At 70.3% G+C, this 12,703-nt stretch carries 13 protein-coding genes; 8 read left to right on the top strand and 5 right to left on the bottom strand.

Annotated elements, in window-relative coordinates:
- Positions 1 to 93: 93 nt before the first annotated feature.
- Positions 94 to 819: a DUF1906 domain-containing protein gene (locus ACWDTS_RS00605; RefSeq protein ID WP_248673895.1), complete on the top strand. Its 726-nt coding sequence runs from the start codon at positions 94 to 96 to the stop codon at positions 817 to 819.
- A 24-nt stretch (positions 820 to 843) separates the two neighbouring features.
- Here the strand turns inward: ACWDTS_RS00605 and ACWDTS_RS00600 are convergent, their stop codons facing one another.
- Positions 844 to 1,185, bottom strand: a complete 342-nt coding sequence (locus ACWDTS_RS00600; protein WP_450117317.1) for a hypothetical protein — start codon at positions 1,183 to 1,185, stop codon at positions 844 to 846.
- 122 nt (positions 1,186 to 1,307) lie between these two features.
- On the bottom strand, positions 1,308 to 2,150 hold the full coding sequence (locus ACWDTS_RS00595) for an Rv1157c family protein (protein WP_248673902.1): 843 nt from the start codon (positions 2,148 to 2,150) through the stop codon (positions 1,308 to 1,310).
- A gap of 352 nt (positions 2,151 to 2,502) precedes the next feature.
- Here ACWDTS_RS00595 and ACWDTS_RS00590 point away from each other — a divergent pair, with 352 nt between their 5' ends.
- Entirely contained in the window at positions 2,503 to 3,810 is a 1,308-nt protein-coding gene (locus tag ACWDTS_RS00590) for a mannosyltransferase (protein WP_450117316.1), read from the top strand.
- Here ACWDTS_RS00590 and ACWDTS_RS00585 read toward each other — a convergent pair.
- Positions 3,755 to 4,042 (bottom strand): 4a-hydroxytetrahydrobiopterin dehydratase, encoded by a 288-nt coding sequence (locus ACWDTS_RS00585; protein ID WP_450117315.1) that lies wholly within the window; start codon positions 4,040 to 4,042, stop codon positions 3,755 to 3,757. The two genes, ACWDTS_RS00590 and ACWDTS_RS00585, sit on opposite strands and share 56 nt — an antisense overlap.
- 50 nt (positions 4,043 to 4,092) lie before the next feature.
- On the opposite strand from ACWDTS_RS00585, the gene ACWDTS_RS00580 reads away from it, so the two are divergent.
- Positions 4,093 to 4,494 (top strand): (deoxy)nucleoside triphosphate pyrophosphohydrolase, encoded by a 402-nt coding sequence (locus ACWDTS_RS00580; protein WP_248673896.1) that lies wholly within the window; start codon positions 4,093 to 4,095, stop codon positions 4,492 to 4,494.
- A gap of 38 nt (positions 4,495 to 4,532) precedes the next feature.
- Here the strand turns inward: ACWDTS_RS00580 and ACWDTS_RS00575 are convergent, their stop codons facing one another.
- Positions 4,533 to 4,721 (bottom strand): hypothetical protein, encoded by a 189-nt coding sequence (locus ACWDTS_RS00575; RefSeq protein ID WP_197253938.1) that lies wholly within the window; start codon positions 4,719 to 4,721, stop codon positions 4,533 to 4,535.
- Between the two features lie 51 nt (positions 4,722 to 4,772).
- Positions 4,773 to 6,167, bottom strand: a complete 1,395-nt coding sequence (locus ACWDTS_RS00570; RefSeq protein ID WP_450117314.1) for an FAD-binding oxidoreductase — start codon at positions 6,165 to 6,167, stop codon at positions 4,773 to 4,775.
- A 113-nt stretch (positions 6,168 to 6,280) separates the two neighbouring features.
- On the opposite strand from ACWDTS_RS00570, the gene ACWDTS_RS00565 reads away from it, so the two are divergent.
- From ACWDTS_RS00565 to ACWDTS_RS00545, 5 genes are all read left to right on the top strand, one after another.
- Positions 6,281 to 7,417 carry a LuxR C-terminal-related transcriptional regulator gene (locus tag ACWDTS_RS00565; protein ID WP_197253878.1) on the top strand — a complete coding sequence of 379 codons (1,137 nt, stop codon included), beginning with the start codon at positions 6,281 to 6,283 and terminating at the stop codon, positions 7,415 to 7,417.
- Positions 7,418 to 7,651: 234 nt separating this feature from the next.
- Positions 7,652 to 9,538: a translational GTPase TypA gene (gene typA / locus ACWDTS_RS00560; protein WP_197253876.1), complete on the top strand. Its 1,887-nt coding sequence runs from the start codon at positions 7,652 to 7,654 to the stop codon at positions 9,536 to 9,538.
- 114 nt (positions 9,539 to 9,652) lie between these two features.
- Positions 9,653 to 11,575 carry an ABC transporter family substrate-binding protein gene (locus ACWDTS_RS00555; RefSeq protein ID WP_450117313.1) on the top strand — a complete coding sequence of 641 codons (1,923 nt, stop codon included), beginning with the start codon at positions 9,653 to 9,655 and terminating at the stop codon, positions 11,573 to 11,575.
- Complete coding sequence (gene mshB, locus ACWDTS_RS00550; protein ID WP_248676137.1) at positions 11,572 to 12,453, top strand: N-acetyl-1-D-myo-inositol-2-amino-2-deoxy-alpha-D-glucopyranoside deacetylase; 882 nt, start codon at positions 11,572 to 11,574, stop codon at positions 12,451 to 12,453. The genes ACWDTS_RS00555 and mshB overlap by 4 nt, the downstream gene beginning before the upstream one ends.
- A 73-nt stretch (positions 12,454 to 12,526) precedes the next feature.
- Entirely contained in the window at positions 12,527 to 12,685 is a 159-nt protein-coding gene (locus ACWDTS_RS00545) for a hypothetical protein (RefSeq protein ID WP_197253962.1), read from the top strand.
- Positions 12,686 to 12,703 lie beyond the last annotated feature (18 nt).

Genomic DNA, 12,703 nt, shown 5'->3' with positions numbered 1-12,703 from the left:
ACGGCTGGGGGGTGTGGTGCAATACCCGATGGTGCCCACCCCGGACCTCGGGGGCGGTGATCTTCTCGACCGAACCGGCTGAAGCGAGGTGCGATGAGTATTTCTCGTCGGGAACTGTTCCGATACGCGGCGATCGGCTCGGGAGCGGTGTGGCTGTCCGCCGTGACCGCGCCCGGCGTCGCGCAGGGCCGGGAGGTCCTGGGCACGATCGTCGACTATTCGGCGGATGTGCCGTCCCCGCAGTCGATCCGCGCGGCCGGGCACATCGGTGCGATCCGGTACGTCTCGGATCGGCGGCCCGGTGCGGAGTGGATGCTGGCCAAGCCGCTGACCGAGGACGAGGCGACGGACCTGACCGACAGCGGGCTCGAGGTCGTGTCCTGCTACCAGTTCGGCAAGGCGGACACCGCCGATTGGCGAGGCGGCTTCGACGCCGGCGTCGAGCACGCGACCCGCGGCCTCGAACTGCACCGGGCAGCCGGTGGTCCCGACGACCGTCCGATCTACGCGTCGATCGACGACAATCCGACGCCGCTCGAATTCGCCACCCTGATCGCGCCGTATCTGCTGGGCTGGCAGTCCGTGGTCGGCCGCGAGAACACCGGGGTCTACGCGAACTCGCCGACGATCGACCTCGCCGTCGTCGCGCAGCTCGGTTCCTTCTACTGGCAGCACGATTGGGGCACCCCCAAGGGGTACGTGCATCCGCTGGCGAACCTGCACCAGATTCCGGGGCAGAAGACGATCGACGGTATCGGCATCGACGTCAACCACGTGCTCACCGAGGACTACGGGCAGTGGTCCCTCAGCGCGGGTTAGAGGCCGGGTAGAGCCGCGGGGCACTCAACTCTGGCAGTGCTGCGCCGGGTCCTCCTCGGCGGCGGTGACCACGAGCGAGGGATGCTCGGCGTCGGGGGCGTCGTGGTTGCCGCGCCACGACAGCAGGGACCACCGGGACAGCCCGGACAGCGCGGATCCGAGGCTGCCGAACGACAGCGACGACAGGGCCGACCCCGCGGAGCCGACGGATCCGATGGACAGGATCGAGCCGACACTGCCGATCGACAGGATCGAATAGGCGGAGCCGATCGAGAGAATCGAGCCCTCGGACCGGATCGACAGGATCGAGCGATGCGATCGAGCGGATCGACCGGGAGCGGTCGCTCCGGCACTGCTTTCCGGCACGGGACGGGAATTCGGCCATGCCCCGGTTTATCACGTGCCGACGGTCGCCCGGACGGATACGCGAAACGACGAGACCGCCGGGGCGAGTGCCCCGGCGGTCTCGAACGACACGGTGTTGCGCGTCAGCGCACCGTCACCAGGCCGATGGTCGGCAGGAAGGAGCACGAGCGCGGCTCGGCGTCCGGCTTCTGGGTGGTGATACCGCCCGAGATCACCGCGACGACGTTGCCCGACCCGGTGTCGGCGATCGCGCTGAGCGTGGCCGGGCCGTCCGGGTTGATCTTGGCTTCACCGGTGAGCGGCTGGGAGCCGGTCCGGCCGTTGGAGACGTTGATCCAGCTCACGGTGAGCGGGCTCTCCTGCTTCTCGGCGAGCGGAGCGGTGCCCAGCGCGGTGAACACGAAACCGGTCTGGCCGGCGCCCGGTCCCGGAGGCGGCAGTTTCGACGGTCCGGCGACGGCCAGCGCGGTGCCGACCGAGTCGGCGGTGTCGCTGATGCAGCCCTCACCGAGGGTCGGGTACAGGAACTGGGTGATCACGACGCTGTTCGGATCCGGGATGTCCGGACCGCCGCCACCGCTGCCGTCCAGGAACGTGATGACCCGCTGCAGCGTGGACTTGATCGACTCGGGCAGCTCGGAGTTCTCGAGCAGCTCCTTGGCCTGTGCGAGCAGGTCGTTCTTGCCGTCGTCCGCGATATCGGAGGGGCCCGCAGCGGCACCGATGATGGCCGGGGCGAGGGAGGCGAGCGCCTCGATCTCCTCGGGGTTGGCGACCTGGTTCGCGAGCAGGTTCGTGAGCGTCTCGATGGACAGATCCGCAGGCACCTGGAAGGGCAGGGCACTCGTGATCTGGGCCAGATCGGGAATGACCGGGGCCGGTGGAAGCGGTTGCGCGACCGCGTGCGTGGGCACGATCAGTCCCGCGGTGGCGGCGAGTGCGCACGTGATGAGCGCCCGTCGCATTCCTCGAGTACGAAGCACTGTTCCCCATCCTTGTCGTTGAAGCCCCCGGCGGTCCGTTACGGGCCGCGGGAGCTGACGGCTCGAGGAGACACTCTATGTAGGCCCCCCGTCCGGTACAAGCCGTGGCGCTTGATTTGCGCCGATGGCAGGACCTGCCGGGAGTGTAGCTACCGTGTCTTCCGAATGGTGGTATCCGGTAGACCGTAACCCCAACCGGGTGTTGCTGCTGGGGTTGGAGATAAAACTGTTACTCCTGGGACCAGCGTTTTCCGGGCGGTACCCGCGAGCCGATACTGTGTATCTCCGGTCCTCGGGCGAGCCGGGGGCCCTCGGATGCGCAGTGCTCTTACGGATGCGCCCGGGCCTACGACCACGGGAGGGCTGCACCCCAGTGCCACGATCCGCCCGCCTCCAGCGCAGTCACGATTCGCAGCGTCTGTGGTGGTGCGCGGCGCTGCTGCTCGTGTCCGTCGTGGCCCGGCTGCTGTGGGCCTTTCTCACCCCCAACGGCCTGAACCTCGTCGACCTGCACGTCTACGTCGAGGGCGCGGCGAGCCTGCTGCAGGGCGATCTCTACGACTTCACGTATTCGCGGGACACCCCCGACTTCCCGCTGCCGTTCACCTACCCGCCGTTCGCCGCGCTGGTGTTCTTCCCCCTGCACTACCTGCCGTTCGGTTTCGTGGGCCTCGTATGGCAGCTGCTCACGGTCGCCGCGCTGTTCGGCATCGTGCGTATCGCGCTCGAGCTGCTCGTCGGCGCCGACGCCCGCAACACCCGGTGGACGGCGGTCGCGCTGGTGTGGACGGCGATCGGCGTGTGGACCGAACCGGTCCGGATGACCCTCGACTACGGGCAGGTCAACGTCTTCCTGGTGCTGGGCATCATGATCGCCGCCCGCAGCAGCCGCTGGTGGATCTCCGGCGGCCTCGTCGGGCTCCTGGCCGGCATCAAGCTGACCCCCGCGATCGCGGGGCTGTATCTCGTCGCGCGCCGGCGATGGTCCGCCGCCGTGTTCTCCGCCGTCGTGTTCTTCGCGACCGTCGCGGTGAGCGTGCTGGTCCTCGGCGAACAGGGCCGCAAGTACTTCACGACGTTCTTCGGCGACGCGAATCGGATCGGACCTGTCGGATCGGTGTGGAACCAGTCGCTGCGCGGGGCGCTCAGCCGCATCGTCGGTCACGACGTCGGTACCGGACCGCTGTGGCTGATCGCGGTCGCGCTCTCGGCGGCCCTCGCCTACGCGGCGTGGCGGGCACTGGGCCCCGACGACCGCCTCGGCACGCTCGTCGTCGTCGAACTGTTCGGACTGCTCGTCTCGCCGATCTCGTGGGCCCACCACTGGGTGTGGGTCGTGCCGATGCTCGTGTGGCTCGTGTACGGCCCGCTCGCCGCGCGCCGCGGAACCCGCGTGATCGCGGCGTGCTGGGCGGTCACGACCCTCGTCGGCGTGCCGTGGCTGCTCGGCTGGGCCCAGGACTCCATCTGGGACATCTCGCGCCCCGCGGTCCTGTCGTGGCTCGGCGCCGCGAACGTGATCGGCGCGCTCGCGGTCTACGCGTGGATCGTCCACGCGGGGCGGACGCAGCCGCCGGCGGATCCGGTTACTGTCCCGCCAGGGAGTCGATCCGGCGGGCGAGAGCCGGATCCGACGCCGTGATCCCGCCCGCGGAGTGCGTCGAGAGCGTGTACGTCACCTTGCGCCACCGGATGTCGATGTCGGGATGGTGATTCATCACCTCGGCGGCGTCGGCCACACGGGTGACCAGGGCGATCGCGTCCGGGAAGGTTGCTGATTCGATGGTCCTCACCAGAGAATTCCCCTTCCGGGACCAGCCCGGGAGGTCGGCGAGGGCGGCGTCGATCTCGGCGTCGGAGAGAAGGTCGGCCATGACTCATTCTGGGACGCCGCAGCACGTGACCGCAACGACAGGAGCAGCACATGACCGACGGCCCGGGTGAAGTGGTGGCGGCCGCGCTGTTCCGCAACGGGCGGCTGCTGCTCGCGCAACGCACCGGACCTGCCGAACTCGCGGGCCTGTGGGAACTGCCCGGCGGCAAGGTCGAACCCGGCGAAACCGTCGAGGACGCGCTGCGCCGCGAATTGAGAGAGGAACTCGGCGTCGACGTCTCCGGGGGCGAACGCATCGGAGCGGCGGTACCTCTGCCGGACGGCCGGATGCTGTGCGCCTACCGCGTCGAACTGGTGGACGGAGTCCCCGCCCCGCTCGAACACTCCGCGCTGCGGTGGGTCGATGCGGCGGAACTGGCGACGCTGCCGCTGGTGCCGAACGACCGGGAATGGCTACCGGACCTGCAGGAACACCTGCTGCGGAGGTCCTAGAACCCGGAGCGCAGAACCCGCGCGGACCGGTTCCGGGCTCAGGCCGCGCGGGCCTTCTTCAGCCGCTTCTCGAGTTCCTTCTTGCTGAGGTCCTCGCCCTCGAGCTTCTTCATCCGCATGATCACGACCGGGCACTTGATGCAGCGGGTCTTCTTACGGCAGCACTTCTTCTTCGGGGTGAGACGCGCAATCTTGCTCACCTTGACCTTGCCCATTCGCGTCCCCATCCTGCCTTCCACGGACGTGCTCCCGACCGTGGAAGGCAGGTTAGCATTCCCTTACCGAATTGCGGGAGAGCCGTGCACCGGGAAATTTCCGCGCACGACACACCGCGGATCCGTCGATTCCTTGACGTCGCGCAGGCGGCGCAGCGTATCCGGTGCGAACGCGACCTCGGCGCCGTCGTGGTGACCGAGCATCGACAGGGGCAGCGGGCCGGCGTGCCACGGCTTCAGGACGTCGAGGGCCGCGTCGATCGCCGCCTGCGCCGGCTCGATCGCCTCCGGGACCGGCGCCATCGCCAGCATCATCGCCATGTACTCGGCCTCGACCCGCCCGCATGCCGCCGGCCGCGCGGGATCGTCCCGGAAGGCGCCACCGAGATGCCGGACCTGGGCCTGCATCAGCCCGCACGCGGTGTCGGACACACGGTCCAGCAGCGCGGTGAGCACCTCGTCGTCCAGCGAGACCAGTGACCCGGATCCGGTCAGCGCGGGCGACGGATCGACCGGTTCCTCGCACACGTCGCCGATCGTGCTCGGCCGCAGCGGACCGATCGTGCTGCGCAGCACCGTCCCGGCCCCGGCGATCGGGCGGAGCAGCGCCTCCAGGGCCGCGGTGCCCCCCAGCAGCACCGCGTCCACCGCGCAGAACGACCGCCCGCGGATCTCCTCGGGCAGCTCCGGGATCGGCGGAAAGTGCAGCACGGACGCGAACAGCGTCAGCTCCCGCGGCGCCACCGTCGTGACCTCGGCGAACGCCCGCCAGACGCGCGGGGCATCCTCGACCGGGAACAGCAGGCGCCCCCCGGCCAGTTCCGGTGCCGGCACCAGCGCGATCTCCACGGCCGTGACGATTCCGAACTCGCCTCCGCCGCCGCGCAACGCCCACATCAGCGATGCGTCGGTGGAATCGTCCACCCAGCGGTGCGTTCCGGCCGCGTCGACCAGTTCCACCGCCCGGAGCGAGGCGGCCCCGGTGCCGTGGGCGCGACCGAACCAGGACAGGCCACCGCTGAGGCAGAACCCCACGACCGTGACGTCGGGACTCGAACCGAGCATCCCGGTGAGGCCGGTGCCGTCGAGCGCGGTCTGCAACTGCCCCCACTTGACGCCCGCGCCGACCCGCGCGACCCGGGCGTCGGCGTCGATCCAGATGTCGTCCAGGGCGGAGGTACGGATCAGCAGCGCCCCGTCGAGCGCGGTCGTGGCGCCGTGCCCGCCGGGCTGCGCGGTCACCGGCAGCCGGTGCTCGATCGCGAAGCGCACGGCGTGCACCACGTCGGCCGCGGTCCGGGCGTGCAGCACCGCGCGCGGACGCTGCGGAACCGCCAGGTTCCAGGCCTGAGCGGCGTGCGGGAACTCGTCGTCGGTGGGCAGGATCAGCGCGCCGTCGATGCGGGCGGCGAGGTCGGGGAACGGGATCCGCGGGACGGTCGTCGATGTTGTCGTCATGCGGAGAAGCGTGTCCGCGTCCGGCCGGCGGAAAAATCCCCGAAGTGCGGGGAATCGCGACCCCCAGAATTCTGGGGTGTACCAAGATCGGGTGCGTCCTGCACACTTTTCAGGTGAGAACGTTCCGCGCCGAGGCTGCCCGTGCCGGCATCGAATCCCTGTCCCGCGCCGGACTTCCGTGGGACGCGTTCGGGATGGAAGCGCTCGACATCCTGGAAAGGGCGGTGCCGTTCGAAGGGGTGTGCTTCGCCACCATCGATCCGTCGACCACCCTGGTCACCAGCTCGATCAAGGTCGGGATCGAGGATCCGTGCGAGGAACTCTTCGCGTACCACGAATACGTGGAGGACCGGGTGAGTCTGTTCACCGATCTCGCCCGCCGCGACGTGGGCGTGAGCATCCTGCACGACGAGACCGCGGGCGACCCGTACCGCAGCTCCCGGTTCCGCGACCTCATCGAACCCCACTTCGGATTCGGGCACGAGTTGCGTGCCGCGATGAAGGCCGGCCGCAGGACCTGGGGCGGGATGGCCGTCTACCGGGCCCCCGAATCCAGCGGTTTCAGCCCGGCCGAAGCCGACTTCGTGCAGAGCGTGTCCGGGCTGCTGGCGCGCGGCGTCCGGGCCGGACTGATCGCCACCACCGCCGAGGCCAGGGCGGAGTGGACGGAACCGCTCGACGGGCCCGCCGTGGTGGTCTTCGATGCCCACGGCGAAGTGGAGATGGCCACACCCGGCGCCGAGCAGCGCGTCGAGGAACTCGGCGGCTCGCTGTGGGCGGATCCGCCGCCCGCGCTCACGTCGACCGTCGCGGCCGCACGCTCGCTGCAGGCCGGCCGGACCGGCTCGGTGCCCCGCCTCACCGTGCGCTCGCGGACGGGGGAGTGGCTCGTCGTGCACGCGTCGCCGCTGGCCGGTCGCGGTGAGGGCACGCGGATCGCGGTGACGATCGAGCAGGCCGGCGCCGCGGCGGTGTTTCCGCTGGTGGTGGCCGCATTCGGATTGACCGGGCGCGAAGGCGAGGTCGTCGAACGGGTGCTCCGCGGCGACAGCACCGCGGAGATCGCGCGGCGTCTGCACATGTCGCCGTACACCGTGCAGGACCACCTCAAATCGGTGTTCGCCAAGGCCGGGGTCACCAGCCGCCGCGAACTGATGTCGACGGTGTTCTTCGATCACTACGCCGCCCGCAAGAACAGTGCCGTGCGGTGCGACGGATGGTTCGACGGCGCCACACCCGACGGCGAATAGGCGTGGCGAACATCACGTCGGGCGGGCTGAGCTGGGGTAACCGCGGTCCATCGGCGCGGACACGGTTCGGCGGCCTGTAAGATATACAAGGCCGCAGTGCCTGCGCGGGCCGGTTCACGGTCACGTCGGGTGTCTCGCATTCGCGTCGCGGCCACCGAGACGAAACGCCGTACGGGCGAGGTGCCGACCGGGTCCAGTGCCGTGTGGCCGGACTACAGCCAGGAGAGCCATCGCGTGAGCACCGCTGATTTTCGGAACGTCGCCATCGTCGCGCACGTCGACCACGGAAAGACCACCCTCGTCGACGCCATGCTGCGCCAGTCGGGCGCCTTCGCCGAACGTGCGGAACTCGTCGACCGGGTCATGGACTCCGGCGACCTCGAGCGCGAGAAGGGCATCACCATCCTCGCGAAGAACACCGCCGTGCACCGTCACCACCAGGACGGTTCCGTGACGGTCATCAACGTCATCGACACCCCCGGCCACGCCGACTTCGGTGGTGAGGTCGAGCGCGGCCTGTCGATGGTCGACGGTGTCGTGCTGCTCGTCGACGCCTCCGAGGGCCCGCTGCCGCAGACCCGCTTCGTGCTGCGCAAGGCGCTCGCCGCGTCGCTGCCGGTGATCCTGGTCGTCAACAAGACCGACCGCCCCGACGCCCGGATCGCGGAGGTCGTCGAGGAGAGCCAGACGCTGCTGCTCGACCTCGCCTCCGACCTCGACGACGAGGCCGCCGAAGCCGCCGAACTCGCGCTCGAGCTGCCCGTCCTCTACGCCTCCGGCCGCGAGGGCAAGGCCAGCCGGAAGCAGCCGGAGAACGGCCAGGTTCCCGACGCCGAGAACCTCGACGAGCTCTTCGAGGTCCTGCTCGAGTGCATCCCCGCCCCGAAGGGCAACCCCGAGGCTCCGCTCCAGGCGCACGTCACCAACCTCGACGCGTCCGAGTTCCTCGGCCGCCTCGCGCTGCTGCGCATCCACAACGGCAAGCTCCGCAAGGGTGACACCGTCGCGTGGATGCACGCCGACGGCGTCAAGAACGTCAAGATCACCGAGCTGCTCAAGACGATCGGTGTCGAACGCCAGCCGGGTGACGAGGCCGTCGCGGGCGACATCGTCGCCGTCGCCGGCATCCCCGACATCATGATCGGCGACACCCTCGCCGACACCGAGAACCCGGTGGCGCTGCCCACCATCACGGTCGACGAACCGGCCATCTCGATGGTCATCGGCACCAACACGTCGCCGCTGGTCGGCCGCGTGCAGGGCCACAAGCTCACCGCCCGCATGGTCAAGTCCCGCCTCGATTCCGAGCTCGTCGGCAACGTGTCGCTGCGCGTCCTCGACATCGGACGCCCGGACGCGTGGGAGGTGCAGGGCCGCGGCGAGCTCGCCCTCGCCATCCTCGTCGAGCAGATGCGCCGCGAGGGCTTCGAGCTGACCGTCGGCAAGCCGCAGGTGGTCACCCGGACCGTCGACGGCAAGCTGCACGAGCCCTACGAGGAGCTGACCATCGACAGCCCCGAGGAACACCTCGGTGCGATCACGCAGCTCCTCGCGAACCGCAAGGGCAAGATGGTCCAGATGACGAACCACGGGACCGGCTGGGTCCGTATGGAATTCATCATCCCGTCCCGTGGCCTGATCGGGTTCCGCACCGACTTCCTCACCGAGACCCGCGGCACCGGCATCTCCAACGCGATCTTCCACGGCTACGCGCCGTGGGCCGGTGAGATCCGTGCCCGCCACACCGGTTCGCTCGTCTCCGACCGTTCCGGCTCGGTCACCCCGTTCGCGATGATCCAGCTCGCCGACCGCGGAACGTTCTTCGTCGAGCCCGGCAGCGACACCTACGAAGGCCACGTGGTCGGCATCAATCCGCGTGCCGAGGACCTCGACATCAACGTCACCCGCGAGAAGAAGCTCACCAACATGCGCTCTTCGACCGCCGACGTCATGGAGACCCTCGCCAAGCCGATCGAGCTCACGCTCGAGGCCGCGCTCGAGTTCTGTGCCGTCGACGAGTGCGTCGAGGTCACGCCGGAGGCGGTCCGCGTGCGCAAGGTGCACCTGTCCGCGACCGACCGTGCCCGCGCGCGTTCGCGCGAGAAGGCCCGGAACAAGTAGCAGTCCGGGTGGTGGCCCCGATCCGTTCCGGAGCCGCCACCCGAGCCGTTGTCCGACGGAGGGGAGGCTCGGTTGTTGCGTTCGCGCGTCCGGAGACGGTGCCGGCCACTGGTGATGGCCGGAATCACCGCTCTGGTCACGGGGTTGGCGGCGTGCACGGCCTCTCCGCCCCCGCCGATCGAGCAGACCGAGCCGACCCAGACCCCGGCGCCCGCGCCGCAGCGCAACACCGTCGTCGTCGCCATCGACGACATCGGCGCCGGATTCAATCCGCACCTGCTCGCGGACCAATCGCCGGTCGGCAACGCCGTCGCCGAACTGGTGCTGCCGAGTGCGTTCCGGACCGTGCCGAACCCCGCGAACCCGGCGCTGGTGGACCGTGTTCCCGACGAGTCGGTGCTCGTGTCGGCCGAGGTCACCTCGGAGAACCCGTTCACGATCACCTACCAGTTGCGCACCGACGCCCAGTGGTCGGACAGTGCGCCGATCGCCGCCGAGGACTTCCGCTACCTGTGGCAGCAGATGATCACCCAGCCCGGGGTCGTGGACCCGTCCGGGTACCGGCTGATCGAGGACGTCGCGTCCTCCGGGGGCGGCAAGACCGTCACCGTGACCCTGCGTGAGCCGTACCCGGCGTGGCGTGAACTGTTCTCCGATCTGCTGCCCGCCCACCTGGTCAAGGACACGCCCGGCGGCTTCGTCACCGGATTGGCCGAGTCGATCCCGGTGTCCGGTGGCCGATTCTCCGTCGACTCGGTGGACCGCGGCCGCGGTGAGATCCTGCTCGAACGCAACGACCGCTTCTGGGGGCTGCCCGCCCGGCCGGACGAGATCCTGCTGCGCCGCGGCGGCACCGATTCCCAGCTGACCGACTCGATGCGCACCGGCGACGTGCAGGTCGCGCAGGTGCGCGGCGGATCGGCCCTGCTCGCCCAGCTCGGTGCGGTTCCCGGCGTCCGGGCCGGCACCCAATTGCAGCCGCGCACACTCGATCTCACCCTGAACGCGCGGACCCCGGAATTCGCCGATCCGCGCGTGCGCCGCGGCGTGCTGGGTCTGCTCGACCCGGACCTGCTCGCCACCGTCGCGGCGGGAACCGAATCCGCGGTCGTTCCCGCTCGTGCCCAGGTGCTCGCTCCCTCGGATCCCGGCTATGCGCCGTCGATGCCTCCGCGACCCTCCCGCGAACAGGCCCTCGGCCTGCTCGCCGAGGCCGGATACCTGCCGGCGCCGCCGCCGGCTCCGGTCGACGTTCCGGACGGTGCGTCCGGCGCGCCCGTGGCGACGGCGGCACCCGCCACCACTCCGGCGCCGGCGCCCGAGACCGAAACCGAAGGACTGCTCGTCCGCGACGGCGCGCCGTTGACCCTGGTGATCGGTGTCGTCGAGGACGCCGGGGTGCCTCTCGCGGTCGCGCGGACCGCCGCCGATCTGCTGCGCGGGGCCGGCATCCGCGCGACCGTCACCGCGCTGCCGGCCGACGAGTTGTACGGCGACGCGCTCGTCGAAGGCCGGGTGCACGCCGTCGTCGGCTGGATGCGGGCCGGAAACGATCCGGCGACGGCCGCGCTGTCGAGATTCGGGTGCCTGCCGGTTCCGCCCCCCGTGGTCGGCACGCCTCCGTCCGATGTGGTCGGCACGCCTCCGTCCGATGTGGTCGGCACGCCTCCGCAGGAAACCACCGACTCCGACCCGGCACCGACCGCCCCGGCCCCGGCTGACGAGCCCTCCCCCGAGACCGAGGTCGTCGAGGAGGACGCGGTGATCGCGCAGCTCGAGGCCCCGAGCAATCTGAGCTCGGTGTGCGACCCGTCGCTGACCGCCGACCTCGACGCCGCGATCCGCGGTAACGGTGACGTCCACGAGATCCTGACGAACGCGCAGCCGAAGCTGTGGGACCTCGCCGTGAACCTGCCGATCGTGCAGGACCGCACGGTCGTCGCGGCCGGCCCCGGAATCGACGGCGTATCGCTGGCCGGTGCGGTACCCGCGGGTGTCGTCGCCGACGCCCCCAACTGGTGGAGGACGACCTCGTGACCGACGCTGCCCGGCGGCTGCTGCTCGTGCATGCCCATCCCGACGACGAAACCCTCACCACCGGCGGGACCATCGCCCGCTACGTGGCAGAGGGCGCCGAAGTCACCGTCCTGACCTGCACGCTCGGCGAGGAAGGCGAGGTCATCGGCGACGACTGGGCCGAACTCGTCGCCGATCGTGCCGATCAGCTCGGCGGCTACCGCATCCTGGAACTGACCCGGGCGCTCGCCGCGCTCGGCGTCGCCGCGCCCCGTTTCCTCGAGCGCGCCGGACGCTGGCGCGACTCCGGCATGGCCGGGACCCCGTCGGCGGAGAACCCCCGGGCCTGGGTCAACGCGGACCACGACGAAGCGGTGTCGGCGCTCGTCGCCGTGATCCGGGAACTGCGCCCGCACGTCGTCGTCACGTACGACCCGGTCGGCGGCTACGGCCATCCCGATCACGTCGCCGTGCACGAGCGCGTGACCGCCGCGATCGAGGCGGCCGCCACCGACGCGTATCCGGAGGCGGGGGAGCCGTGGTCGACCCCGAAGCTGTACTGGACCGTCACCGAGGAGAGCGCGCTGCGGGACGGACTCGCCGCGCTCGGCGACATCCCCGCCGAGTGGGCCGTGCCCGACGCCGGCGACCTGCCGAGCGTGCCCGACGAGCGGGTGACCACCGCGGTGGACGTCGGCGGAGTGCTCGACGCGAAGCGGGCGGCGATGGCCGCGCACGCCACCCAGGTGATCGTCGCGCCCGGCGGCGCCGCGTTCGCGCTGTCGAACCTGATCGCCCAGCCGGTCTTCGCCGAGGAGCACTTCGTGCTCGTGCGGGGCGCGCTCGGGGACGTCGACGACTCCGGCCGAGAGCGTGACCTCTTCGCGGGCCTGACGTAGGCTGGCGCTGCCGAGCAGGAGTGATTCTGCTCACAGTCACTGTCCGGTCGGTGCCGAGCCCGGGGGGATGCGGATGTACAACTGGTCCGTCCAGAATCAGATCGTCGCGTTCGTCGATTCGTTGCGGCCCTACGCCGATCAGATCCGCGCCGACTACTACCACGCGTTGTACGACTTCGCAGATCAGCAGAGCCAGCTGCTGACGATGCTCGGCTATCCGCCGGTTCCCTGATCCGGACCGCTCCGGAAC

It is taken from the genome of Rhodococcus sp. NPDC003383 (assembly GCF_053589115.1).
The sequence above is the reverse complement of the archived record's forward strand: the minus strand, read 5'-3'. Positions and strand labels throughout refer to the sequence as shown.